Here is a 25397-nt window from a genome sequence, read left to right on the forward strand (position 1 = left end):
GCAAAGCCCCGCCCTGTACTCCGGCGTCATTGTGGAGATATTTATGGCAGCGTTGCGCCTGCTGATCAGACTGCCCCTTCTGATACTCATCCTGAGCATCACCACCATCATTGCCATCCTGTTCCTGGTCGCCGATCTGGTAAGCCCTCGACGGCTCAACCGTTCTCCGGTGGCCAGGATCTGCTTCAAGTGCTGCTGCCGCTGCATCGGTGTGCGTATCCACGAGTCCGGACCGTTACCTCCGGGGCCCGCGCTGTTGCTGAGCAATCACATTTCCTGGACCGACATTCCGGTCCTCGGCGGTCTCATGAAAGTCCGTTTCCTGTCCAAGGCGGAAGTGGGTAACTGGCCGCTGGTGGGCTGGCTGGCCCGGCAGGCGGGGACGCTGTTCATCAAGCGCGGCAGCGGTGAAGCCGCGGAAAGGCGGGACGATATCCGGAAAACCCTGGAAGCCGGCGAGTCAGTGCTGATCTTCCCCGAGGGCACAACCTCCGCGGGCCTGACGGTATTGCCCTTTTTCCCGCGACTGATCGGTGCCGCAACCGCGGCGGACGTACCCATCGTGCCGGTCAGCATTGCCTATCTGAGGGAAGGTGACCCATGCCACATCGCTCCGTTTATCGGCGACGACGAATTCCACCACCACCTGATGCGCATGCTGGCCGCTCCGGCACCGTCGGTGCATGTTACCTGGCACCAGCCGGTGGTACCGCAGCCCGGCGAGAGCGCCCGGGACCTCAGCAACCGGGTCCGGGACGTGATCGTCGAGGGGCTACGGAGCAGTCATCAGGACGCGGGGGTCAGAGGCTGCCCGGCGGCTACCTCGTCGTCGGTGGCTTCACGCACGGAGATGATCTCCAGATCGAAGTAGAGGGTAAAACCCGCCAGGGGGTGGTTGGCGTCCACCCGGATCAGGTTGCCGTCAATGCCGACCACCTGCACCACCTGGGCCTCCTCGCCGGTATTGGTCTGGAACTTCATGCCCACCTGCAGGTTCTCGACTCCCTCGAAGGCAGAACGGGGCACCTTCCTGATCAGATCCGGATTGTGCTCACCGTAGGCCAGGGCCGGCGGAATGGTCGCTTCCAGGCAATCCCCCGGCGAGCGTCCGCTGACTGCCTTCTGGATACCCTCGATGACGTTGTCGGAACCTTCCAGGAAGTGCAGAGGCTCGCCCCCCTCCGAGGTGTCCACCACCTCACCGGTCTGGTTCTTGAGGCGGTAGTGGACGGTATAGATCATGGGTCGTTGCATCAGTAACGGGACTCTCAAGGTTGTTCAAGGGCGCCGGCCTGCTCCAGGGCAACCGTCAGCAGCCGGCGGTTCAGCCAGGCCGAGGGCCCTCCAGTGGACAACAACCCCATGCGCTCCAGGTAGGGTTTCAGCTCCGGACGTTTCACATCCACGCGCACGGCCCTGGCGAAGGTGCGCAGCTTACCACGGGTGTCTGCTGTTGCCGACTTCAGCCCCTGCAGGGCTTTCGCCAGGGTCAGTTCCTCGGGGGTAAAATCGCAGCCGAACGGGAACGGCGGAAACGCGTCCCCCTCCCCTACGGACGCCAGCATCCGGCTCACATGCTCCGGGGTATTCTCCCGCCAGGCGTCCGGTAGCCGGAAGTCCTTGCGCACCTTGCCTGCCTTCTGTGCCCGGGCCAGCAGGGACGGCTGGAAGCGGGCGTCGGCAATGCGGATCAGGGCCAGGTAAACCTCTTCGTCAGGCTTGCCCCTCAGGTCCGCCAGGCCATACTCGGTGATCACGATATCCCGCAGGTGGCGGGGGATGGTGCAGTGCCCATAGCTGAACACGATATTGGACACGGTCTCGCCACCGCTCTGGCGGGTACTGCGCAGGGTGATGACGGAACGGGCCTCCGGCAGGTCATGGGCCATGGCCACGAAGTTGTACTGACCACCCACCCCACTGACCACGCGACCATCGTCCAGGCCGTCGGACACCGCCGCCCCCGACAGGGTATGCATCATCGCCGAGTTGACGAACCGGGCATGACGGCGCTGGGCGGCCTTCAGCCGCTGGCTGCCAAACCGGTGGTCATAGAGGTCATTGATGAAATTCACGCTGGTCATGGCGATGCGACGGCGGTCGCTCTCGCCCAGGTCCCGCAGGGTCTGGTAGAAATCACCGGGGCCCAGGTAGAAGCCACCGTGCAGGACCACACCGGGCTCATGCACCGGCTCACCACGGTTCGCCCGTTCCTGGGTCTCCAGGTCGTCGTACACTTCCCGCTTGAGGATGCCCGCCTGCATCAGGTGCATGAAGCCATCCACCATCATCTCACTGCAGCCGTACAACCCTTCCCGGAAGATGCCCGTGTCCCCCTCGCCAGTGACGAAGGGGAAGCGGCTGGCCACCCGCAGTCGTTCATACAGGGCATTCCACTGATCGTTGTGCTTGTGACGGAGGATCGTACTGTGGACCACCGCCGCCCCCAGTGAACCGATGCCCACCTGCAGGGTACCGCCGTCCCTGAGCAACGTGCTGGCGTAGAAGCCGATCAGGTGATCCGCGGGACTGATGGAACCCTCGGGGACCGGGAACAGGGGATAGTCGGTGTCCGGCTGGTCCAGCAGCACATCGAAATCCGTTGGCGGCACCGCCGCCTGGTGCCCCAGCCAGGGCAGGTTGCTGTTGAGCTCCCCGGCCACCGCCACCTTGTGGCCGGCGGCTTCCCGTTGCCTCAGCAACGGCAGCAGATCCAGGGTCAGGTCGGGGTTGCAACTCAGGCTCAGGTCACCCCTCTCTTCCCGGGCCGGCGCCACCATCTGGCAGACCACGTTCACCCCCTGGGCCATCAGGTCCCTTACCGCGTGGGTGTAGTTGGTGCAGATATAGTGGCGTTGCTGGTCCTCATTGTTGAGGAAACTGCCCGCCTTGAAGAAGAATTCGGATACCCGCACATTGTCGGGCAGACGCTTGTCCAGCACATCCCGGGCGTAGGCAAGTTCCGGGACATCGCCGTACAGACGCCTCACGAAAGGATCCAGGAACCGGCGCTCCAGGGTCGAACTGCCCCGGGGGGCAAGCAGCGAGATAGCGGTGAGAATATGCAGGTCAATGGAACTGTCCTGTCGGGCCCGCTCATAGAGCGCATTGATAAGGCGTACCGGCTTGCCCAGCCCCAGCGGCAGGCCCACCACAAGAGTCTTTCCCACCCGGTGAATGATGGCCTCGACACAGGCCTCGGCGGTTGTTTCCCTGAACCTCTCCGGAGTATCCGACATAATAGGCAACAGTCTCCCGTCGTTGGTGCTGTCCGGCGATGATCCCACGTCAACGGGAAACTGACAATTCAGGAGAGAAAGGTGTGACAGGCGGCTTTCAGATACAGGGGGTCAGAACTTCCAGCTCAGGTTGAGGGCGGCCCCCTCCCTGATCAGGGCGACGGAGTGGTCGGCCCGGGCAGGATCCGACGCGTAACGGCGGGACTCCCCTGGTTGGCCGGACAGTTGCCAGCTCAGCAGGCGGGACCCCAGATCCATAATGGCATCTTCGTCGTCATAGATAAAGTCGCCGGACATACGGTCCTGGACTTCGGCAGGTTCACCACTGTACACCTCGTCGGGCAGTGTTTCCCGCTCGCCCGCCTCAGCACGGACGACGAAAGCCACCGTGTTGAGTATCAGTAATGCGACGAAAATACGAATAATCATCAGAAATCCAGCCAGCACGAGCCGTTCAGCTCTTTGTAAAATAGGTTTTACAATTTATGGCTAAAGTCTAATGGTTTGGTCATGGAACTCTGTGATTCCTTGCACAGCAGCGCCCGACTTTTCGAAGCCTTTTGTTATTATTTGTAACAGCATATTTCCAGGCTGGATCACGGCTTCCGGCAGGGAGAACAATCATAGCCTGCGGGAGACCACCCCGCCCCGATCGGGCAGGGAGCCTCCCAGGCTGCTGCCGTCCATTCTCAGGGGCAGGGGTAGGTGAACTCCCGATGCAGCTCTTCCAGCTTATCAACCACATCATCGCTCAGTTCCACACGGGCGGAACCGATGTTCTCCCGCAGTTGCTCCATGCTGGTGGCACCGATAATGTTGCTGGTCAGGAAACGGCGACTGTTGACCCAGGCCAGGGCCAGTTGGGCCGGTGACAGACCATGTTCCCGGGCCAGCTGGCAGTAGGCACGGATAGCCTGCTCCGCACGCTCCCCCTGGTATCGCACAAACCGCCGGAACAGGGTGATACGGGCGTTCTCGGGGCGCTTGCCATCCAGGTACTTGCCGGTCAGCATGCCGAAGGCCAGGGGTGAGTACGCCAGCAGCCCGACATCCTCCCGGTGCGCGATTTCCGTCAGCCCCTGTTCGAAGGTCCGGTTCAGCAGGTTGTACGGGTTCTGGATACTGACCGGTCGTGGCCAACCATGCTGTTCCGCCAGTTGCAGGTACTTCATGGTGCCCCAGGGGGTTTCGTTGGACAGGCCAATGTGTCGGATCTTGCCCTCCTGTACCAGCTCATGGAGTGCGCCCAGGGTTTCCTCGATGGGCGTCTGGTCTTCGTTCTCCTTGTGCCTGTACCCGAGCCGGCCGAAGAAGTTGGCGTTACGGTCCGGCCAGTGCACCTGGTAGAGATCGATATAGTCGGTCTGCAACCGCTTCAGGCTGGCGTCGCAGGCGGCACGGATGTGGTCCCGGGTCAGTCGGGGACCGTCCCGCAGGTAGGTCAGGCCGTTGCCGGGCCCAGCCACCTTCGAGGCAATCACCAGGTCGTCCCGCCGGCCACGGCGGACCAGCCAGTTGCCCAGGTACTGTTCGGTAAGCCCCTGGGTTTCCGCCCGGGGCGGCACCGGGTACATCTCGGCGGCATCGATGAAGTTGATGCCCTCCCCCACGGCGTAATCCAGTTGTTCGAAGGCTTCCTGCTCGGTGTTCTGCTCTCCCCAGGTCATGGTACCCAGGCAAATCAGGCTGACGTCCAGGTCACTACGACCCAGCTTTCGCATCTCCATCCTTCCTCCAACGGCTTGTTCCGGTTACAGGTGCGCGCCCAGGAACTCAGTCAGGACGCGGGTTTCAAGGGAATGTCACATTGCTGAAGTCTGGCTGTCACATTGGGTTTCCATAGTGGAATAACGAAATACAGCCATCTGTCTCATCAACAGATCAAGAGGTTAACCGCAACCAACAGAATCATCCAGCAAGGTTACTGAATGAATGAAGCCAGCAGTCAGCCCCTGAATCGTCGCATTGCCGTGGTCTCCGAAACCTTTCCTCCGGAGATCAACGGTGTGGCGAACACCCTCAAGTACCTTTGCCGGGGGCTGAGCGCGAATGGGCACCAGGTACAGGTGGTCAGGCCGGTGCAGCGTTCGGACCGGGCCCCGGCGACGGATGCCGCCCAGTCCACCGACCTCTGCCAGGATCTGGTCAAGGTTGCGGGTCTGCCCCTGCCCGGCTACCCGGAACTGCAGTTCGGGCTGACCCGGCGCAAGCGCCTGCTGGCGCTCTGGAAAAGGCAGCGCCCGGACCTGGTCTACGTGGCCACCCAGGGGCCCCTGGGCGTGACTGCGGTCGCCGTGGCCCGCAGGCTGGGCATCCCGGTATGCTCCGGCTTCCACACCAACTTCCACAGTTACAGCCGCCACTATCACGCAGCCTTCCTGGAACGGATGCTGAAACGCTACGGGCGCTGGTTCCACAACCGCACCGCCCTGACCCTGGTGCCGACCCGTCGCATGGCGGCCCAGGTGGACGCCATGGGCATCCACCCAATCGGGCTGTGGAGCCGGGGCGTCGACTGTCGCCAGTTCACCCCCCACAAGCGGGACCAGGAACTGCGGGCCGAATGGGGCCTGCAACCCCAGGACCGGGCGGTCCTGTATGTGGGACGGCTGGCGTCGGAGAAGAACCTGCAGCTCGCCGTGTCCTGTTTCGAGCGCATCCGGGCCCTCCATCCGCGAGCCAGGTTCATCCTGGTGGGGGACGGCCCCCAGCGCAGGCGGCTACAGCAGAAACACCCGGACTACGTCTTCTGCGGCATCCAGAAGGGAGAGGCACTGGCACGGCACTATGCCTCCGGCGACCTGTTCCTGTTTCCCAGCAAGACCGATACCTTTGGCAATGTGGTCACCGAAGCCATGGCCAGTGGCCTGGCGGTAGTGGCCTTCGATGACGCCGCCGCCAGCGAGCATATACGCCATCGCGAGAACGGCATGATGGCGCGACTGGACGACGATGAGGCCTTTGTGGAACACGCCCTGACTCTGGCGCAGCAGAACACGCTGCTGGCCAATATCCGGCACCAGGCAAGGCTTGATGCCCTGGACCTGGACTGGGACAGCCAGGTGGAACAGTTCGAACAACTCACCCTGAAGCTGAACAGGAGAGACCGTTACCATGCCGTCACCCCGGGTATCCCGCTTCTTTAGCCAGGTGGACCAGGCGGAGTTCGCTCTGTGCCGGTCCATTAACCGCAGCCTCCGCTACCGACCGGTGCTGACCCTGTTCAAGGTGGTCAGCCGGCTGGGGGACGGCTGGTTGTGGTACGCCCTCATCCTCTCCCTACCCCTGATCTACCCGGAAGAGGGGCTGGCCATCGCCCTGCTGATGACCGGTGCCGGACTTGCCTGCACCATTACCTACAAGTTGCTCAAGCGCTGGCTGGTGCGGGAGCGACCGTTCATCTCCTTCCCGGTGATCCATTGCGGCACACCGCCCCTGGATCGCTACAGCTTCCCATCGGGGCATACCCTGCATGCGGTCTGCTTTACCACGGTACTGGCCCTGACCCTGCCGGCCCTGGCGATCCTGGTGTTGCCGTTTACCCTGGCGGTGGCCGCATCGCGGGTGGTGCTGGGCCTGCACTATCCCAGTGACGTGCTGGCCGGCGCCGTGATCGGCGGCCTGATGGGGCTGATCGCCACGGTGTGGGGCGCGGAGCTCCTGATGATCTTGACGGCTACTCGAACAGCCTTAGCTGGGTAACCGGCGCGCTGTCCTCCCGGAAACGAACCCCCACCCCCAGCAACCGTACCGGTCGCTGCTCATCGGTGACCAGCTCGTCCAGCAATGGACTGAACTCACCCACCTCCGGCTCCGGGGCCGCTCCTGGCTCCCTGACGCGCTCCAGGGTGTGGGTGGAAAAGTCACTGTAGCGAATCTTGATAAACAGCTTGTGCAACGGTTTGCGGTCACTCTTGCGCTCCAGGCGACGGTTGAGGTCATCCACCAGACCGGGCATCACCTGCTGGCAGGCAGCCTTGCCCGGCAGGTCACGGGAAAAGGTCCGCTCCACGCTCACCGACTTGGCCACCCGGGTCACCACCACGGGGCGTTCATCGCGGCCATGGGCCATGTCCCACAGGCGCAACCCCTGCTTGCCAAAGGCCCTGACCAGTTCCGGCTGCCCCACCTGCTGCAGGTCGCCACAGGTAATCACCCCCAGGTCATGGAGCTTGCGGGCGGTAACCCGGCCCACGCCAAACAGCTTTTCCACCGGCAGCTCCCTGACAAAGTCATCCACCTCATCCGGGGTGATCACGAACAGTCCGTCCGGCTTCTGCCAGTCACTGGCAATCTTGGCCAGGAACTTGTTGGGGGCCACGCCGGCGGACACCGTGATGCCGATACGCTCGCGTACCTGCTCGCGGATATGCCGGGCGATCAGGGTGGCACTGCCCTGAAAGGCCTCCACGTCGCTGACGTCCAGGAACGCCTCATCCAGGGACAGGGGTTCCACCAGGTCGGTGACCTCCCGGAAAATCGCCATCACCTGGCGGGATACGTCACGGTATCGGGGCATGTCCAGGGGTACCATGACCAGGTCGGGGCAAAGCCTGCGGGCCTCGCCGCCGGGCATGGCCGAGCGCACGCCGAAATCCCGGGCCCGGTAGTTACAGGTGGTGACCACCCCACGACCGCCCTGCCCGCCCACGGCGATGGGCAGATCCCGGAGCGAGGGATCGTCCCGCATTTCCACCGCGGCGTAGAAACAATCGCAGTCGATGTGGATGATCTTGCGCGGCATGGCTATGCTTCAGGGGCTCTGTATAAATGTACAGCCTTGTATCTTACGGTATCATGCCGAGAATGTCAGACATTTACCCGACGGGACACCAGCACCATGAGCACCGAATTCTCCGGGCAGACACAAACCGAGATTGAAGCGGCCGCCTTCCGCAGACTGGTCAGGCACTTGCAGGAGCACACCGAGATCCAGAACATCGATCTGATGAACCTGGCCGGGTTCTGCCGCAACTGCCTGTCCAAGTGGGTGCGGGCCGAAGCCGCCGACCGGGGCGTGGAACTGTCCGATCCCGAAGCCCGGGAACATATTTACGGCATGCCCTACGAGGAGTGGAAAGCCCGCTACCAGACCGGACCGAAACAGGCCCATGACGGAGAGCACCAGGGATGAAAGTGAACGAGGCCCTGAGGATCCACCTGGCCTCACTGCAGGCCGGGCATTCCGACTTCGAGGATACCCTGGCGCTGGTGGATCGCCATTTCGACTACGCGCCCACGGGCTTCCGCAACGGCCCGCTGTATAATGACGCCGGCGAGAATGAGGGATCCTGCAAGGTGTTTGCCCTGGGTCAGTTCGGCAACCTGACCGAGGCCCAGGTACTGTCCCTGTTCGGCCGTCACTACCAGGGTGTGCTCGATGACCCGGCGGGCACCAGCCATGGCAACATCCGCCAGTTCATGACCACCGGCTGGTCCGGCATCCGCTTTGATGCCCCCCCGCTGCGGCCACTGACGCCCCATCTTTCCCCAAACCAGGATAATCCAGCATGACTGACGCCCCGCAGGCCTCTGAACGGCCCGCATTCCAGCTCAAGAGCACCACCGTTTCCCTCACCGCCCTGGAGCTGGCTTTCTTTGACGAGGATTCCTTCGAGTTGGCACTTCGGGAAAAGATCCGCCAGGCCCCCGGCTTCTTCAAGGACATTCCCATTATTGTCAGCCTCGATAACTACGAGGGCCCGACCGGGGAGCTGGATTTCTTCAAACTGCTGGGCACCTGCCGTCGCCACAATATCCATGTGGTTGGCGTCAGGGGCGGCAACGATGACCAGCGCCGGCTGGCCCGTCACGCCGCCCTGGCCATACTGCCCGGCAACAGCCGCCAGGACCGGGATACCCCCCCTGAAGCCAGCGAGCCCGCACCGGAAGCCGCGCCCTCCGCACCGGTGGAACCTGTCGCGGCCCGGGTGGTATCCCAACCGGTGCGCTCAGGCCAGCAGGTGTACGCTCCTGAAGGGGATTTAATCATCCTGGCACCCGTACAGGCTGGCGCAGAAGTGCTGGCGGCAGGTAACATCCACGTCTACGGGCCCCTGCGTGGCCGGGCACTGGCCGGGGTTCACGGGCTGGAAAGCGCCCGGGTATTCTGCCAGTCTCTGGAAGCAGAGCTTGTGTCCATCGCCGGTCACTATAAAATCTCGGAAGACCTGCAGGAATCGGGCTGGAAAGCCGCCGCGCAGGTCCAGCTCAGGGACGACCTGCTGGTGGTGACACCGCTGGAACGTACCTGAGGGGCGACAATCCCGGAAACCCATTATCAGCACACAGGATCGCAACCTTGGCTAGAATCATTGTTGTCACATCAGGAAAGGGCGGGGTTGGCAAGACCACCACCAGCGCCTCCATCAGTACCGGCCTGGCCCGCCGTGGCCACAAGACAGTGGTGATAGATTTCGACGTTGGCCTGCGCAACCTCGACCTGATCATGAACTGTGAGCGCCGGGTGGTGTATGACTTTGTTAACGTCATCCAGGGGGATGCCTCCCTCAACCAGGCCCTGATCCGCGACAAGCGGGTCGAAAGTCTCTACATCCTGCCCGCCTCCCAGACCCGGGAGAAGGAAGCCCTCACCAAGGATGGCGTGGAAAAGATCCTCAACGAGCTGTCGGAAACCTTCGACTATATTGTCTGCGACTCGCCGGCGGGTATCGAGCATGGCGCCCTGATGGCGCTGTACTATGCCGATGAGGCCGTTGTGGTCACCAACCCCGAGGTTTCCTCGGTGCGGGACTCCGACCGTATCCTGGGTATCCTGCAGAGCAAGTCCCGCCGTGCGGAGATGGGCCAGGATCCTGTGAAGGAACACCTGCTGCTGACCCGTTACAACCCGGAGCGGGTGGAAAAAGGCGAAATGCTCTCGGTGGCGGACGTTGAGGAAATCCTGGCCATTCCCCTGCTGGGCGTGATCCCGGAATCCCAGGTGGTGCTCAATGCCTCCAACCAGGGCACCCCGGTCATCCTGGAAGATCAGAGTGATGCCGGTCAGGCCTATGACGATGCCGTCGCACGGCTTCTGGGCGAGGAGCGGGAACACCGCTTCATGAACCTCCAGAAGAAAGGCTTTTTCGCACGGATGTTCAAGGGGTAAACAGGATGAGCTTCCTCGACTACTTCCGGTCCCGCAGGAACACCGGGTCGGCCAGCGTTGCCAAGGAGCGCCTGCAGATCATCGTGGCCCACGAGCGGGGCAAACGGGATCAGCCCGACTACCTGCCCCAGCTCCAGCAGGAATTGCTTGCGGTTATCCGCAAATACGTCCAGATTGAGGATGATATGGTTCAGGTGGAGGTGGACCGGAATGATGACTGCTCGGTTCTCGAGCTGAACGTCACCCTGCCCGAACACCGATAACCCGCTGGCCCGGCCGAAGTGGCCGGGCCGGTAATCACCGGCGCATGGCAGGCGCCAGAAGGATACAGGGACCCCATGACCGTTCTTGCCCGCGACATCATGACCCCCAGCGTGAAGGCAGTTCCGGAATCCTGGACCATGGATCACCTTGCGCGCTTTCTCACCGAACACGAAATCACCGGTAGCCCCGTGGCGGACGATCACGGTGACATTGTCGGCATTGCCACCCTCAAGGACATCGCCGAATTCCGCTGGTCGTCGGACCGCAAGCCCAGGGCCTGGGCCCGACTGACCCCCGAGGAGCAGCGGGAAGTGCGCCGGCTGCGCATGGCCTTCCTGGAAGAGATGACCCGATTACCGGTGGAAGTTCGCGATATCATGACGCCGCAGGTGTTTTCGGTTGACGAGACGACGCCGGTAAGAGACATTGCGGATATCATGATGGGAGAACACCTGCATCGGATCTTCGTCAGAAAGGACAAGAAAATTACGGGAATCATAACCACTTACGACATGCTGAAACTCATATCCGACAAATCCCTGACCCGGCGCTGTGCCGACGGTGACTGAACCCGACGCTGCCACGGGGGTTTGAACCTGCTAGACGCCTGCCAGAGAGGTATCGCGCCCTATGCCCAGAGCATCGCAAGCTCGCCGAAAAATGTACGTTCTCGACACCAACGTCCTGATTCACGATCCCAACGCCCTCCTCAATTTCGAAGAACACGATGTCATCCTGCCGATGACGGTCCTGGAAGAGCTCGACAGTCTCAAGTCCGGCAAGCAGGCGGTTGCCGCGGACTGCCGTCAGGCCATCCGCAATATCGACAAGTTGCTGGGGGATGCCAGCCCCAAGGATATCGAGAAGGGCGTACCCATCGTGCGGGCGAAGAAGGCGAAGCCGCTGGGCACCCTGTCCATTCTCATGAGCACCGGACACACCGGCAACCATTCCCTGCCGGAGCACCTGAATGACAACAAGATCATCAACACCCTGGCGGAGCTGCAGTCCCGCTTCAAGTCCCGGGACATCATCCTGGTCAGCAAAGACATCAACATGCGACTGAAGGCCCGGGGCTTCGGGGTCGAGGCCCAGGACTACCACAACGACCAGTTGCTGGACGATATCGACCTGTTGCCCAAGGGCTACCACGAGTTCCCCAACTCCTTCTGGGACAAGATCCAGAAGGTGGAAACCGTGCAGCGGGAGGCGGTTACCGAGCATATCCTCAAGCGTGAAGGGGAACTGTCGAAGCTGAACATCAACGAGTTCGTGATCGACCAGCAGGGCTTTATCGGCAAGGTGGTGGATGTGGACGAGGACACCCTGGTACTGCAGGACATGCACCACCAGGACCTGATGGACGAGGAAGTCTGGGGCCTGGTGCCCCGGGATATCTACCAGGCCATGGCCCTGAACCTGTTGCTGGACCCGGAGGTGCACCTGGTGAACCTGACCGGCTCCGCCGGCTCCGGCAAGACCATCCTGGCGCTGGCCGCCTGCATCGAGATGACCGTGGCCAGCAAGGCCTACAAGCGCATTATCGCCACCCGGTCCACCCAGGGCCTGGATGAGGACATCGGCTTCCTGCCCGGTACCGAGGCGGAAAAGATGGAGCCCTGGCTGGGGGCCATCGTGGACAACCTCGAAGCTCTCCACGAGGACGACGAGAACATGACCGCCAGCGTGGACTACATCCTCAGCAAGGTGCCCCTGCACTTCAAGTCCATGAACTACATCCGTGGCCGCAGCTTCCAGCACAGCCTGATCATCATCGACGAGAGCCAGAACCTGACGCCGCACCAGATCAAGACCATCATCACCCGGGCCGGCAATGGCTCCAAGGTGATCTGCCTGGGCAACCTGGCGCAGATCGATACCCCCTACCTGAGCGCCCTCAGTTCAGGCCTGACCTACATGACGGAGCGCTTCAAGGGCTTCCGCCATGGTGCCCATGTACACCTGCAGGGCGTGCCACGATCGGTCTTGGCCGAATTCGCCGAGGCCAACCTGTAGCCACCGCTAACCAGATGGAAGACCGGCTTCAGCGGATGTAAAAACCGCTGAAGCCGCCACTGGCGGGCCGGGCCTCGGACCTCACCAGGCTGACCCTGGCCGCGGGCGGCCCCTGCCAGCACCAGTCCTCCAGCGCCTGCAAGTGGTCTTCCGGACCTTCGGCCACCACTTCCACACGGCCATCGGGCAGATTTCTTACATAGCCTTCAAGGCCCAGTTCGCTGGCCCTCTGTTCGGTATAGGCGCGGAAGGAAACCCCCTGTACATGGCCTTCCACCAGCAGGTGACGTTGTTCGTTTGCCATGGCAATCTCCCGTTCGCAGTAAAGTGCTGTCAGTCAGCATAAACCATACCCGCCAGCAGGATCCTGCCGATCCGATGCAGGAGCCGGACGACCGCTCTCACAAACCGCCTGAACGTGGACAGAGAAGCTACGGCCCTTCCCGCTGCCAGGCCGACTCCAGCAACTGCAGGACTTCGTCGTCGCCGGTCTGATCGAAGACCCGGTACCACTCGCCAATCGCCGCAAACGGTTCCGGTGTGGCCAGGCACACCACCTCATCCGCCTCCCCGCGCAGTTGCGCCACGGTATCGGGCGGACCCACCGGCACCGCGACGCACACCGAGGTGGCGCCCTGCTCCCGGCAGGCACGGATAGCGGCACGCATGGTGGCCCCGGTGGCAAGGCCATCGTCCACCAGAATCACGGGACGCCCGACCAGGTCCGGCGCCGGCCGGTCACCCCGGTATGTCCTTTCCCGGCGTTCCAGTTCCGCCAGTTCGGACCGGGCCACCCGGTCGATGACCTGCTGTGACACCGGCTGGCGATGCAGCATGGCATCATTCATGATCCGCACCCCGCCGCTGGCAATCGCCCCCATGGCAAATTCCTCGTGGCCGGGAAAGCCCAGCTTGCGGACCACCATCAGGTCCAGCGGCGCCTCCAGGCGCTCGGCAATCGGCGCCGCCACCGGCACCCCGCCCCGGGGCAGGGCCAGCACCAGGGGTGGAGGGCCGCCGGGCCCGGCGGCAAGCGCGGCGGCCAGTTCACGACCGGCCTCTGTGCGGTTTGGTATCGGCAAGTCCATGGCTGTCCCCTTTTGCGCGGTCTCTAACTTTCAGCTTGTGGACAGAAACCGACAGTTCAAGGGAGTTCATAGGCTTTTCCGCCGGCCCCGACAGCCCCTCATTGACCCGTGGTGCTGATTCACTTACTTTTAGATAGTCTACTAATAAGATAAAGCCAACCCCCATGAATGAGTCGACCCGTCCCCCTCTGTTGCTGATGGTTGCCATTGGCATGCTGTGCACCATTACCCTGGTGGTCTTCGCCCGCCTGGCCTATGGCCTAGTGATGCCCGGCATGCTGGAAGGACTCGGCCTGGACTATGCCGAAGGGGCCAACCTGGGCACGGTCACCGCCCTGGGCTATCTGACCATGCTGATGGTGGCAGGCGTCTTTGCCTCCCGCTACGGGGGCAAGCAGGCCATCTTTATCGGCCTGTGCTTCGCGGCGACCGGCTTCACCGGGCTGGCACTGTCCGACAACTACTGGCTGAGTATGGCCTTGATGGCACTGCTGGGTTTTGGCACCGCGTTCGGTTACACCCCGCTGATTTCACTATTGGGAAGCTGGTATCCGGAAAAGCGCGGCGCGGTGATCGGCTTTGCCAACGGTGGTGTCGGCCTCGGCCTGTTCCTGGCGGGTGCTCTGGTGCCCTGGCTCACCACCACCTGGCCGGATCAGGGCTGGCGCATGGTGTGGGGCGTGTTCGGCGCCTTCGCCGTAGTTGCCGGCGTGGTGGTGGGGCTGTTCCTGCGCAACCCGCCCCAGGGCGGAGGTAGCGGTAGCTCGTCGGACCCGGTACCGGCGGCCCGGTCGGGGGTCTATCGCAATCCCCACGTGATCAATGTCGGGCTGATCTACGGCATCGTGGGCCTGACCTATATCGTGCAGACCATCTTCATGTACAGCTACGCCCTGGAGTCCGGCATCCCGTCGCTGGTCGCCGGTCGGCTGGCCGCCGCCATGGGGCTGCTGGGCCTGGTAGCCGGGCCGTTGTGGGGCTGGGTGTCGGACCGACTGGGGCGCTCCAATTCCCTGGTCATGTCCATGGGTGCCTGCTCCCTCGCCATGGCCCTGCCGGTGGTATCTCCCACCCTGCCCGCCTTCGCCGTGCATTACATCGTCATGGGCCTTTGCGTGTCCGGGCTTTTCACCTCCGTGCTGGCAGCATCCACCGAAACCGTACATCCAAGACTGGCACCGGTGGCGGTCAGCTTCGTGACCCTGTTCTTCGCCATTGGCCAGTTGGTCGGCCCGGCCGCCGCCGGGGTGATCGTGGAATCCATGGGAGGCTTCAGCCGGGCCTTCGCCATCACCTCCGCGCTGATGGCCGGCGGCGTGGTGCTCTGCTGGTACAGCCGCAAGAGCCAGCAACGGGTGGCCACCGTCGCGTAATACCGTGTGGTGACCGGACCGGGGGCGGGAAAGCGCGGACGAGATCGACGCCCGCATCGCACGCTCCCGCCGCCTGCCGGCCCGGCTGGAACACCGGTTCGCCACCATACACAACGATGGCAGCCTGACCCACGCCACCCGGCAGCTACTGGCGGTCATAGATCATCACCTGACCGGCCAGGCACTGGTCAATGGATAGTCCGGCACACTCTGGCAAGGCTCAGGGCCAGGTCTGATAGAGCACCATCAATAACACCAGGTTCAGCAGCAGCGACAGGGTGGCCACGAAACACCAGGTATCCGACGGTACCCGCTCGATCAGTGGCGGGCTGGAGGACGGCAGCAGTTTCGGGTTGGGGTGCTCCAGGTCCTGCAGGAACTCGGACAGGGCCTGGTAGCGGTTGCCCACCCGTTCGGAGACCGCCTTGCCCAGGCAGGCATCCACCCAGGGCGGGATTTCCGGGTTGATCTCCCGGGCACTGCGATAACCGGTGCGCCGCCGGCCCCCGGGGCGGTCCGGCGGCTGGCCGGGTAGTGCCCCGGTCAGCATCTCGTAGGCAATCACACCCAGGGAATAACGGTCCGACGCCGGTGTACCTGGCTGGCCATCCAGGCACTCGGGGGCCGCGTAACTGGCGGTGCCCGCCCAGGCGCCATTGGCCCAGGGTCCGGCAATCTGCTCCACCCCCCGGATGCGCACCGAGCCCAGGTCAATCAGCTTGGCGGTGCCCCGCTGGTCGATCATGATGTTCTCCGGCTTCAGGTCCTGGTGCACCATTTCCAGCCGGTGCAGGGCCCGCAGGCCCAGGGCCACCTGCCGGATCAGGTCCCGTACCGTGGCCAGGGACGGGTTGGGGTTGTCCTGCATCCACTCCCGCAATGTCTGGCCCTGCACATGCTCGGTGAGGGCATACAGGCACTGTCGGTCTTCCGGTAGCGCCAGCCCCTGCACCACATGGGGGCTGCTCACCCGGCGGCTGACCCAGATCTCGTTCAGGAAACGGTCGATATAGGCCGGGTCATCCACGTAGTTGGGGGACGGTGTCTTCAGGATTACCTTACCACCGCCATCCGTCGGTTCCGCCAGGTACACCTGGGTGCGGGTGCTGGCATGGATCTCGCGGATGATCCGGTAGCCATCCAGCACCTGGTCCGGCTTGAGCAGGGGCGGAAACGGCAGATTGGTGAGGCGTTCGTAGTGGGAGGCCAGATCCTCCCGGGGCAGCTCGTCCACCACCAACACCAGGGCGCTCAGGTTGTCGTCGCTGCCACGGCGATAGGCGGCCTTGCCCAGGCTTTCCGCCGCCTGCTCCGGATCCCCGTGGCCCCCGAACCGCACCATGGCACGGTCATCCAGAACGCCGTGGATGCCGTCGGTGGTCATCAGCAGGCGGTCACCGGACTTGAGGGCGACCCGGTGTACGTCGATCTCCACGTTGAGCTCGACCCCCATGGCCCGGGACAGGGCAAAACGCTGGTTGCCGATGGCGGCATGGTGATCCCGGGTCAGGCGTTCCAGGCAACCGTCCCGCACCAGGCTGATGCGACTGTCGCCGATATGGAAGAGGTAGGCCATGCGGTTGCGGATCACCACCGCCGAGAAGGTGGTGACCAGGGCCGAGGTATCCCCGTGGCGCTGGTGACCACGGCCATGGAGCCAGCGGTTGAGCGCCCCCAGCACGCGGCTGGCGGAGGTTTCCACGGTCCAGGAATCCGGGGTACTGTAGTAGTCGCTGATAAAGCCCCGTACGCAGGCCTCCGCCGCTTCCCGGCCCGCTTCGGCGGCACTGACCCCATCGGCCACCGCCGCCGCCATGCCTTTCATGCGCAGGGCCTCCCCTTCCGGGACCAGGGCCCCCAGGCAGTCCTGATTGTCCGGCTTGCGCCCGGCATCCGTGTACTGGCCGCAGCGTACCAGCATCCGTTCCGGCTGCACCGGTTTTTCCGCTGGTTTGTCCGGGCGCATGGAGACCAGGTCCATCAGGGTACCTCGATCATTCGAACAGTGCCGTCGGGCATGACCTCGCTGGTCTGGGGGCCAGGCTCCTCCATGAACACGGAGACCATGACCAGGATCAGGAAGGCGATGCCCCCGAGCACCAGGAAGAACTGGGCCGGTGTCACCATGGCCAGCACCACCAGGAACGCCACACCGCCCACGTTACCGTAGGCGCCGGTCATGCCGGCCACCTGCCCGGTCAGCCGGCGCTTGACCAGAGGCACCGAGGCATAGACCGCACCGCAGGCCCCCTGCACAAACAGCGAGCAGACCACCACCAGGGCCACCGCCATGGGCAACGGCCAACTGCCATCGATGCGGGACATCAGGCCATAGCCGATACAGATACCCAGCAGCATCAGGCCGGTGGTGAACTTGCGCCCGAAGCGGTCAGCGATGTAACCGCCGCCGGGGCGGGCAATCAGGTTCATCAGGGCAAAGGTGCCGCCCAGGGCGCCGGCCATCAGAGGCGAGATGTCGAAGGTGTCCAGGAAGAACAGTGGCAGCATGGACACCACGGCCAGTTCCGAGCCGAACGCCGCCATGTACACCAGGTTGAGCAGGGCCACCTGCTTGAAGGGGTAGCGGTCGAACTCCGGCACCGGCTGGGAGAAGACATGGCCATTCACCTGCCAGATTCGCAGGAACTGCACGGCCGCCATCACCAGCACCACCCCGTACAGAGCCAGGGACGTGATATCCCCCAGCAGTCCCAGGCGGGCCGGGCTGAGTTGCCAGACGATCAGCGCCAGGGCCAGAAACAGCGGCAGATTCATTATGGAATAAAGCAGGAAATCGCCCTTGGAGGTCACCTCCATGGCACCACCCTTCTTGGGCTTGAAGTAGGTGGAGCCTTTCGGGGTATCCCGCACCTGATGATAGAAGATACCGGCATACAGGATGGCGATCACCCCGGTACTGCCGATGGCGTAGCGCCAGCCGTCATCACCGCCGAACATCAGCGCGACGGTGGGCAGGGACAGGGCCGCGAAGGCGGCGCCAAAGTTGCCCCAGCCACCATAGATGCCCTCGGCAAACCCGACTTCCCGGGCCGGATACCACTCGCTGATCAGGCGAATACCGACCACGAAGCCGGCGCCCACAAAGCCCAGCAGGAAACGGGTCACGGCAAGCTGGGCGAAAGATTCGGCCATGGCAAAGGCGAGACAGAACAGGCCGGACAACACCAGCACCAGGCTGTAGACCCGGCGGGGGCCGAGGGCGTCCACCGCCATGCCGATGAGGATCCTGGCGGGAATGGTAAGCGCCACGTTCAGCAGCAGGAGGGTATTGACCTCCGAGGTGGACAGCCCGAACTGCTCACGAATGGCGGACATCAGGGGCGCATGGTTGAACCACACCAGGAAACTGATGAAGAACGCCACCCAGCTAAGGTGGAGGATTCGCGTGCGTCCCTGGAAGGAAAAGAATCGAAATGCCTGTTCTGACATAAACCTGCCCTGTAAACGGATGAACTTGCTCCGGTCGGGCGGCGGGATGGGTCACGCTGAAGGGCTCGCAGGCTGTTACGGAGACGCTGGCAAGCGTCGGATTCTTCAGCGGTGACACCATTGCCAGCAGCCGTAACCGGTTTTCTAAGACATTCACCGTTCTGCAAGAACAGTTCCAACAGGAGAAAATTCCCTGAAACCGTGCAGTTAACGAATAGCAGGGGCATTATCGGGTGCGGAGGGGCGCACCAGTTACGGGCAGGCCCGTTTCTGGCGCACTCACTAGGTGCACCAGACACGGGTGTTGAGGGGAAGTGTCAGTTATCCGATGCGGCGGCCTTGTCCTGCTCCGCCATGGCCGCCCGGGCGGCATCGGCGGAACCCTGGATAAAGGCTACGATCTGCTCCAGCTCACGCTCAGTCAATTCGCCCTTGAAGTTGGGCATTCCCAAAACCTTGCGGGCATCGGTGAAGACGATATCCTCGATATTGCGGATCATCGCCGGGTGCGAATACCCCAGGTTGGGCAGGTTGCCACCGTTATTGACCGCCGGTACACCATGACAGAGCAGGCAGTTGGTCATATACAGTGCACCACCGGGCGCCACATCGTCCGGATTGTAGCTCACGCCCTGCAACAGCTCCCCGGGCTGGCGCAGCACCATGGATTCCGGCATGTCCGCGTCCCCTTCCAGCCGGAAGGTGAACACCCGGCCCGGACCCACGGTGTCCGTGGCACGCTGGGTGATACCGTAGACACCGCCCCAGCCGACGGCAACGGACACATACTGCTCTCCGTCATGTTCCCAGGTGGAGGGTGCCGCCACCACACCGGACCCTACGGGCGTCTGCCAGAGCGGGTCACCGGTGCGGGCGTTATAGGCGATAAAGCGGCCATCGGCGGTGCCCTGGAACACCAGGTCGCCGGCGGTGGACAGGGTGCCGCCATTCCAGGGCGAGACGTACTCCGCACGCCAGGCTTCCTCCTGCTTCACCGGGTCCCAGGCCAGCAGGGTGCCGAAGGGCGTTGCCTCCGGCGCCACATTGGCAAAGAAATACCCGGTGTTCCAGCCCAGCCCGGCGTTGGGGCTGCCCGGCGTCGGCTTGTTGTACTCGTAGCCCGGGTTGTTCTGCACCACCAGGGGAACCCCCTGGGCCGGGATATAGACCAGACCGGTTTCCGGGTTGAAGGACATGGGGTGCCAGTTGTGGGCACCGTAGGGAGACGGAATGGTTTCCCAGGGATCGGTGCGTGAGCGGGCACCCGCCACTTCGATGGGGCGGCCGTCCTCGTCATAGCCCTCGGCCCAGTTCACCTGCACGAAGGGTTCCGCCGAAATAAACTCACCGTTGGTGCGGTCAATGACGAAGAAAAAGCCGTTCTTAGGCGCCTGCATCAGCACCTTGCGCTTTTCACCGTCGATCTCCAGGTCCGCCAGGATAATGTGCTGGGTGGAGGTGTAGTCCCAGGAGTCCCCCGGTGTGTGCTGGTAATGCCACTGGTATTCGCCGGTATCCGGGTCCAGGGCCACCACGGAGGCGAGGTAGAGGTTGTCGCCACCGGCGGGACTGCGTTGCAGCCGGTTCCAGGGGGTGCCGTTGCCGGTCCCCACGTACAGCAGGTCCAGGTCCGGGTCGTAGGCCATGGAATCCCACATGGTGCCACCGCCCCCTTCTTCCCACCATTTTCCGGCGGGGTCCCAGGTCTCGGCGGCCCGTTTCATGCTTTCGTCTTCGAACGGCTCGTCCGGGTTGCCGGGCACGGAGAACCAGCGCCAGGCCTGTTCGCCGGTCTTCACGTCGTAGGCCGTGAGGTAGCCCCGTACGCCATATTCGGCGCCGCCATTACCGATGATCACCCGGCCATTGATCACCCTCGGCGCGCCAGTGATGGTATAGGGCTTGTCGCGGTCGATAAGGGTATCCACCTTCCACAGGCGCTCGCCGGTGGCGGCGTCGATGGCATGGAGGTAGCCGTCAAAGGCCCCCACGAAAACCTTGCCGTCGTGGATGGCCACGCCCCGGTTGACCACGTCACAGCAGCCCTTGACCGCCCATTCCCGGGGCACCTGGGGATCGTAGGTCCAGAGGGCTTCGCCGGTGGCCGCATCAATGGCGTGGACCACGGACCAGGACGCGGTCACGTACATGACCCCGTCCACCACCAGCGGCGTAGCTTCCACACCCCGGCGGGACTTCAGGTCATAGGACCAGGCCAGCCCCAGTTTGCCCACGTTATCGGCGTTGATCTGGTCGAGCCGGGAAAAGCGCGTTTCCGCGTAGTTGAGGCCGTAGCTTGGCCAGTTTTCCGTGGTGCGGTCATTGGCGATAATGGCGGCGGTATCAATGCCACCGGCAGTGTCGGCCTGTGCCGACAGGGCGCACAGGCCCACTAGCCCGACAGCCGTCAGGCGGGTACAAAGTTGCATAGTCCATATCTCCCTCACTCCTCCGTTTCGGCAAACCACCGGGGCGGAGCGATCCTTTTGTTCTTGTAGTGTCAGGTAGCAGGCGGTGAAGACTGGACAGTTGACCGATCTTCACTACCTGTAGGGAACTATTGACTACGCTTGGTGGTTTGTCCAACCGGCGCTGGCGAATGGATGGCGACAGGCGAACCCACTGCTATCGCCGTACCTGGACCTCCGGCCCGGCCAGATGGGCCAGCAACGGGTTCGACCGCCAGACATAGCCGCGCATGGCCGCCCCGATGGCCAGCCCCGCCGCGAAGCCGCCGATGTGGGCCCAGTAGTCGACGCCCTGCTCCCCCAGGACCATACCCAGGAAGTTCAGACCCAGCCACAGGGCAAAGTACCAGACCGGAGCCAGTTTCTTCTGCCAGAAGAAGAACATGAAGGTCAGGCTGGCATTGGGGTACCACATCAGGTACATGCCGAACAGCCCGGCAATCGCCCCGCTGGCGCCCACCGAGGGGATGGTACCGCCCAGGTTCGCCAGCACGCTCACCAGGCCGGCGAGGACACCGCACAACAGGTAGAGCAGCAGGAACGGCCAGTGGCCCAGGGCATCTTCCAGGTTGTCACCGGTCAGCCACAGGAAGTACATGTTGCCGGCCAGGTGCAGCCAGCCCCCGTGCAGGAAGGTGGCGGTGATCAGGGTCCACAGGTTCTCGCCGGCCTGGATGTCGGAGGGGGTCATGGCGAACTGCTCGATCACCTGCCAGGTAGCCTGGTTGTCGAACGCATACCCCATGAATATCAGGACGTTGACGATGATGAGTGTCCAGGTAACCCAGGGGGTTCGGCGGGCCTTGACGTTATACTCCACCGGCATGCGGGACAGGAACTCGAACACCCAGGTCTTCCAGGAGATATTGCGGTTCATGTCTTCCAGGGCATGCTTGATGGCCGAGGAGTTGACCACCTGGAACACGGTCTCCCGGGTGGCCCAGGCACCGGAGCAGGCAACGCACACCCGCAGGTCCAGGTGGTATTCCTCCAGCAAATGGAACACCTGCATGCGCTTGCCACAGTCCGGGCAGTCGCACCGGGCCTGGCGCTGGTGTTCACCCAGGTTGTCGGTGTAATCGGCTTCCTCCACCTGGTCGCACTTGGCGGCGATGAGGTTGTCCAGGTCACTCTTCTCGAACCACACACCCTGGCACTGGCGACACACATCCACCTCTTCCCCGTGGAAGTCATGTTCCTCCAGTGGCTGGCGTTCACAGGTGGGGCAGTACTTCTTGGCGCTCATCTACTCTGTCTCCTTGAGAACCGTGACATCGATACCCTGGGCGGCCAGGTCCGCTGCCAGGGCTTCATGGTTATCCCGCAGGTTCGGCAGCAGGTTTGCCTCCACGTCGTCCAGCAGGGCCGTCAGTTGCTGCGACGCATAGCCTGCGCCATACACCCGTCCCTCGGCCTTGCGGACAATCTCGTCCGCCTTCAGGTGAAACCGTCGGGCACCGGTGAGGAACGGACTGGGAATTTCGAAGGTATTGGGGGAATAGCGCATGGTGTCCCAGACGAACCTGGACAACACCGGCCGGTTATTCTCCAGCTCCGACTGGGGCGGACTGCGGGAAAGGGTATCGTCATTATAGGCATGCAGTGCAGCCACGTTGTCCGCCAGCTCGTCGTGGAGGGACTTGCGCAGGTAGTAGCTGGATTCCTGGCTTGTCAGGCTGTCGAAGATAATAGCCTGCTTGAGGCCTGCGTGGGCGGCCAGGTAGACGCCGATGATGGTGGCCGCCACCACGAACATCTGGGATATCCAGAAGCCGGACTTGACCAGGTCGTGGTGGTCCATGTCCTTGAGCTTTTCACCGGCCCGACCGCCGATCTGCTTACCCTTGGCAATGGGTGACGCCACGGTTCATCCTCCCTGATAAATTGTGTAGATATAAGATGCATACGATAAAGATCGTAGGCTAATGATTTCCGGGGGCGTCGTCCAGTATTCTAAACCGGGTATGGTGGAGCGTCCCGGTCCATCCGGTACCAGACCAGCTTTGCCCCCAGCCAGCCCGTGAATGCACCACCGGCCAGGCCATGGATTACCAGGAACATGACAGCCCACGCAGGCAGCGCGTTGCCGGTCGTCATCAACCACAGCACCCAATAGGAAAAAACCACGCCAATGGCACCGCAGATCATGCCAGCAGGTACCACATGTTCAGGCATATAACCTCTCAGATGGCAGTAACGCAGAATCCAGGCGGCGAACAACACCCCCGACACCGTGGCGGGAATACCACCCACCATATAAATGAATGGAACAGGATCGAGTTGCATGGACACCAGAACGAGCCAACTCCCGGCAACGGGCGGGCCCGTTACCGCTGACTGGATAATCACGATCAAGGCCGTGACCAGGGCATGCCGGAATGACAATGGACGGGTGAAGCGCTTGTAGAAAGGTACCCGGGCCTCACTCAACCGGATGCTCAGGGGAACACCCCCGGCAATGCGATCCATGGCCTGGGTAGCAGCATCGGACCACAGCGACTGGCCATGGTGATCAATGACCGACTGGTAGGCGGCCAATGCCTCATCGGTACGGCCCTCGGCTTCAAGGTCGAGGGCCGCCAGGTAGGCTTGCTCTGCCGGAACGGCTGGTCGGGTCATGAGCGGTTCGCCGGCACCCGCAGGTGCCGGCTCCTGACTGTTGGACTGATCAGAGGGCCTAGGAGTCTGCGGTTTCTTCCGCCTCTTCGTCCTCACCGTAACCCATGCACACGGATTCGGAGTAGGAGAAGCTTTCCGGCTGGGTTTCCCGGAAGAAGGCATCGATGACATCCGCGTTAGGTGCCATCTGGGCACCCACGGAAATATGCAGGTTAAGCCCACGGCTGTAGCCGCCGGCACTGACGGACATGTCTGACGAGGTGATGGAGAAGTTCTCCACTTTCTGGTCGTCGGCCAGGGCCTGCAGATCCGCCTTGACGGCCTTGTAGGCTTCCGCCGGGCTTTCTTCCAGGGTGATCTGCCTGACGTAGGAGAGGTACATATGACCAACGACGGCCATGTCGCAACTGGCCTGGGCGCTGTTGGCCAGCATCAGGGAGGCAACGATACCGCCAATGAGGGAAACCGGTTTATTCACGTTCACTCTTGAATCTCCTTGAGTTGGTTGTATGACGTCCGTGTAACGAACCCGGGAATAGTACGGATTGGCACGCATGAGGAATGCAAACCTCGTCACACTTTGAGAATCTGCCGCCTACTGCCGATGACGGGCCTGAAATCTCTCCCTGACCGGGTCGGACAGTTTGTCAGGGTGTTTCGGGGTGACGCTGGCAAAGCACTGGTAGAGTTGTTCCAGGTCTGCTTCCAGATCGTCGGTAGGCTGCAGGACCAGCGGAAACCGCAGTTCGCGGGTGCCGTAGTCCGCCACGGTGACCACGATGGGCACCCCCGCTTGCCGGGCGATGTGGTGGAATCCGGTCTTCCACTGGCGGGCGTTGCTGCGGGTGCCCTCAGGGGCCACGACGAGGATCAGGCGGTCGCTCTGCCGGAGGGTTTCAATAGCCTGCCCCACCACGCCACCGGCCCTGCTGCGATCCACGGGAATACCACCCAGTTTACGCAGTAACCACCCCAGCGGCCCCTTGAAGGCGCTGTGCTTGATCAGGAAGTGGGCGTTCAGGCCCAGGGCAACGGCGGCGGTAAGGCCGATAACACCGTCCCAGTTGGAGGTGTGGGGACCGCCCACCACGATGGCCCTGTCCACGTCCGGAAACGGGGGCACCCGCCAGCCGGCCAGGTTGATGAGCTTCATGGCCAGGCGCTGACGCCTGGTGGGTGTTGTTCTTGTTGGTTGGTGTTGCTGGGCCACGGTACTGCCTCCTCCTCATGGCGAGGCGTCATTCTACCCCAACCCCCGGCGGCGTTTACCAGCGCCCCTGCAGGGTCGCCACGATGCGTCGGCCGCCACCACGGTTACGGTGTTCGCAGAGGTAGATGCCCTGCCAGGTGCCCAGTGCCAGGTGGCCGTCGCTGACGGGGATGGTAAGGCTGGTGCCCACGAGGATGCTTTTGATGTGGGCAGGCATGTCGTCAGGGCCTTCCAGGGTATGTTCATAGTGGGGCGCGTTTTCCGGCACCATGACGTTGAGGTGGCGTTCGACGTCGCCACGTACGTCGGGATCGGCGTTTTCGTTGATGGCCAGGGAGGCGGAGGTGTGCTGGATAAACAGGTGCAGCAGGCCGACCTGGCAGTTAACCAGTTCCGGCCCGTTTGAGAGAACCTCGTTGGTGATGAGGTGGACGCCTCTCGGGTATTCCTGAAGCTGGATGGTGGTCTGGTCCCAGATCATTTTGGCTCCCCTTCCGTACCTTTGCGGAACTATCACTATACAGGATTGGACACTGGGGGCTGGCTGGAGTGCCGGGGG

At 62.9% G+C, this 25397-nt stretch carries 27 protein-coding genes; 11 read left to right on the plus strand and 16 right to left on the minus strand.

Annotated elements, in window-relative coordinates; all coding sequences use genetic code 11:
- Positions 1-43 precede the first annotated feature (43 nt).
- A complete protein-coding gene (locus ACJO3T_RS06390; RefSeq protein ID WP_406961662.1) occupies positions 44-871 on the plus strand; it encodes a lysophospholipid acyltransferase family protein in 828 nt (275 codons plus the stop codon).
- Here the strand turns inward: ACJO3T_RS06390 and ACJO3T_RS06395 are convergent.
- From ACJO3T_RS06395 to ACJO3T_RS06410, 4 genes are all read right to left on the minus strand, one after another.
- Entirely contained in the window at positions 787-1254 is a 468-nt protein-coding gene (locus ACJO3T_RS06395) for an FKBP-type peptidyl-prolyl cis-trans isomerase (protein ID WP_328187080.1), read from the minus strand. The two genes, ACJO3T_RS06390 and ACJO3T_RS06395, sit on opposite strands and share 85 nt — an antisense overlap.
- 14 nt (positions 1255-1268) lie before the next feature.
- Complete coding sequence (locus ACJO3T_RS06400) at positions 1269-3239, minus strand: acetyl-CoA hydrolase/transferase C-terminal domain-containing protein (protein ID WP_406961660.1); 1971 nt, start codon at positions 3237-3239, stop codon at positions 1269-1271.
- Between the two features lie 111 nt (positions 3240-3350).
- Positions 3351-3668 (minus strand): hypothetical protein, encoded by a 318-nt coding sequence (locus ACJO3T_RS06405; RefSeq protein WP_406961658.1) that lies wholly within the window; start codon positions 3666-3668, stop codon positions 3351-3353.
- A gap of 260 nt (positions 3669-3928) precedes the next feature.
- The gene (locus tag ACJO3T_RS06410) at positions 3929-4966 is read right to left on the minus strand and encodes an NADP(H)-dependent aldo-keto reductase (protein WP_406978093.1); all 1038 of its coding nucleotides are present in this window, start codon (positions 4964-4966) and stop codon (positions 3929-3931) included.
- Between the two features lie 201 nt (positions 4967-5167).
- Here ACJO3T_RS06410 and ACJO3T_RS06415 point away from each other — a divergent pair, with 201 nt between their 5' ends.
- Together ACJO3T_RS06415 and ACJO3T_RS06420 are read left to right on the plus strand one after the other, a co-directional pair.
- Positions 5168-6385, plus strand: a complete 1218-nt coding sequence (locus ACJO3T_RS06415; RefSeq protein WP_406978094.1) for a glycosyltransferase family 4 protein — start codon at positions 5168-5170, stop codon at positions 6383-6385.
- Complete coding sequence (locus tag ACJO3T_RS06420) at positions 6354-6941, plus strand: phosphatase PAP2 family protein (protein WP_406978095.1); 588 nt, start codon at positions 6354-6356, stop codon at positions 6939-6941. Before ACJO3T_RS06415 ends, ACJO3T_RS06420 begins: the two co-directional genes overlap by 32 nt.
- Here ACJO3T_RS06420 and dinB read toward each other — a convergent pair.
- Positions 6916-7983, minus strand: a complete 1068-nt coding sequence (gene dinB, locus ACJO3T_RS06425; RefSeq protein ID WP_406961650.1) for a DNA polymerase IV — start codon at positions 7981-7983, stop codon at positions 6916-6918. The genes ACJO3T_RS06420 and dinB overlap by 26 nt on opposite strands.
- A 96-nt stretch (positions 7984-8079) precedes the next feature.
- Here dinB and ACJO3T_RS06430 point away from each other — a divergent pair, with 96 nt between their 5' ends.
- From ACJO3T_RS06430 to ACJO3T_RS06460, 7 genes are all read left to right on the plus strand, one after another.
- Positions 8080-8373: a DUF1244 domain-containing protein gene (locus ACJO3T_RS06430; RefSeq protein WP_406978096.1), complete on the plus strand. Its 294-nt coding sequence runs from the start codon at positions 8080-8082 to the stop codon at positions 8371-8373.
- A complete protein-coding gene (locus ACJO3T_RS06435; protein ID WP_406961647.1) occupies positions 8370-8753 on the plus strand; it encodes a HopJ type III effector protein in 384 nt (127 codons plus the stop codon). Before ACJO3T_RS06430 ends, ACJO3T_RS06435 begins: the two co-directional genes overlap by 4 nt.
- Positions 8750-9493, plus strand: coding sequence for a septum site-determining protein MinC (gene minC / locus ACJO3T_RS06440; RefSeq protein WP_406978097.1), 744 nt, complete (start codon positions 8750-8752; stop codon positions 9491-9493). Before ACJO3T_RS06435 ends, minC begins: the two co-directional genes overlap by 4 nt.
- 47 nt (positions 9494-9540) lie before the next feature.
- Positions 9541-10350, plus strand: coding sequence for a septum site-determining protein MinD (minD, locus tag ACJO3T_RS06445; RefSeq protein WP_406961644.1), 810 nt, complete (start codon positions 9541-9543; stop codon positions 10348-10350).
- Positions 10351-10355: 5 nt separating this feature from the next.
- Entirely contained in the window at positions 10356-10613 is a 258-nt protein-coding gene (minE, locus tag ACJO3T_RS06450) for a cell division topological specificity factor MinE (protein WP_406961642.1), read from the plus strand.
- A 75-nt stretch (positions 10614-10688) separates the two neighbouring features.
- Complete coding sequence (locus ACJO3T_RS06455) at positions 10689-11183, plus strand: CBS domain-containing protein (protein WP_328187059.1); 495 nt, start codon at positions 10689-10691, stop codon at positions 11181-11183.
- A gap of 91 nt (positions 11184-11274) precedes the next feature.
- Positions 11275-12630: a PhoH family protein gene (locus ACJO3T_RS06460; protein WP_406978098.1), complete on the plus strand. Its 1356-nt coding sequence runs from the start codon at positions 11275-11277 to the stop codon at positions 12628-12630.
- A 28-nt stretch (positions 12631-12658) separates the two neighbouring features.
- On the opposite strand, the gene ACJO3T_RS06465 is transcribed toward ACJO3T_RS06460, so the two are convergent.
- Together ACJO3T_RS06465 and ACJO3T_RS06470 are read right to left on the minus strand one after the other, a co-directional pair.
- Complete coding sequence (locus ACJO3T_RS06465; protein WP_406961638.1) at positions 12659-12934, minus strand: acylphosphatase; 276 nt, start codon at positions 12932-12934, stop codon at positions 12659-12661.
- Between the two features lie 127 nt (positions 12935-13061).
- Positions 13062-13718, minus strand: a complete 657-nt coding sequence (locus ACJO3T_RS06470; protein WP_406961636.1) for a phosphoribosyltransferase — start codon at positions 13716-13718, stop codon at positions 13062-13064.
- A 164-nt stretch (positions 13719-13882) separates the two neighbouring features.
- Between ACJO3T_RS06470 and ACJO3T_RS06475 the strand changes: the two genes are divergently transcribed.
- Complete coding sequence (locus ACJO3T_RS06475; RefSeq protein WP_406961634.1) at positions 13883-15091, plus strand: MFS transporter; 1209 nt, start codon at positions 13883-13885, stop codon at positions 15089-15091.
- A 220-nt stretch (positions 15092-15311) separates the two neighbouring features.
- Here ACJO3T_RS06475 and ACJO3T_RS06480 read toward each other — a convergent pair whose 3' ends face one another.
- The 9 genes from ACJO3T_RS06480 to ACJO3T_RS06520 all read right to left on the minus strand — a co-directional run bounded on the left by ACJO3T_RS06480 (position 15312) and on the right by ACJO3T_RS06520 (position 25319).
- A complete protein-coding gene (locus ACJO3T_RS06480; RefSeq protein WP_406961632.1) occupies positions 15312-17072 on the minus strand; it encodes a bifunctional protein-serine/threonine kinase/phosphatase in 1761 nt (586 codons plus the stop codon).
- Entirely contained in the window at positions 17072-18541 is a 1470-nt protein-coding gene (locus ACJO3T_RS06485) for an MFS transporter (protein WP_406978099.1), read from the minus strand. The genes ACJO3T_RS06480 and ACJO3T_RS06485 overlap by 1 nt, the downstream gene beginning before the upstream one ends.
- A gap of 317 nt (positions 18542-18858) precedes the next feature.
- Positions 18859-20970 carry a PQQ-dependent dehydrogenase, methanol/ethanol family gene (locus ACJO3T_RS06490; RefSeq protein WP_406978100.1) on the minus strand — a complete coding sequence of 704 codons (2112 nt, stop codon included), beginning with the start codon at positions 20968-20970 and terminating at the stop codon, positions 18859-18861.
- A 196-nt stretch (positions 20971-21166) separates the two neighbouring features.
- The gene (locus tag ACJO3T_RS06495) at positions 21167-22255 is read right to left on the minus strand and encodes a rhomboid family intramembrane serine protease (RefSeq protein WP_406978101.1); all 1089 of its coding nucleotides are present in this window, start codon (positions 22253-22255) and stop codon (positions 21167-21169) included.
- Positions 22256-22873, minus strand: a complete 618-nt coding sequence (locus ACJO3T_RS06500; protein ID WP_406961624.1) for a hypothetical protein — start codon at positions 22871-22873, stop codon at positions 22256-22258. It lies immediately after the preceding gene.
- A gap of 89 nt (positions 22874-22962) precedes the next feature.
- Positions 22963-23628: a hypothetical protein gene (locus ACJO3T_RS06505; protein WP_406961622.1), complete on the minus strand. Its 666-nt coding sequence runs from the start codon at positions 23626-23628 to the stop codon at positions 22963-22965.
- 58 nt (positions 23629-23686) lie between these two features.
- On the minus strand, positions 23687-24112 hold the full coding sequence (locus tag ACJO3T_RS06510; RefSeq protein WP_406961620.1) for a hypothetical protein: 426 nt from the start codon (positions 24110-24112) through the stop codon (positions 23687-23689).
- A 111-nt stretch (positions 24113-24223) separates the two neighbouring features.
- The gene (locus ACJO3T_RS06515; RefSeq protein ID WP_406978102.1) at positions 24224-24838 is read right to left on the minus strand and encodes a lysophospholipid acyltransferase family protein; all 615 of its coding nucleotides are present in this window, start codon (positions 24836-24838) and stop codon (positions 24224-24226) included.
- Positions 24839-24893: 55 nt separating this feature from the next.
- Positions 24894-25319 (minus strand): secondary thiamine-phosphate synthase enzyme YjbQ, encoded by a 426-nt coding sequence (locus ACJO3T_RS06520; protein WP_406961617.1) that lies wholly within the window; start codon positions 25317-25319, stop codon positions 24894-24896.
- Positions 25320-25397 lie beyond the last annotated feature (78 nt).

It is taken from the genome of Marinobacter shunpengi (assembly GCF_045449715.1).
GTDB lineage: Bacteria > Pseudomonadota > Gammaproteobacteria > Pseudomonadales > Oleiphilaceae > Marinobacter.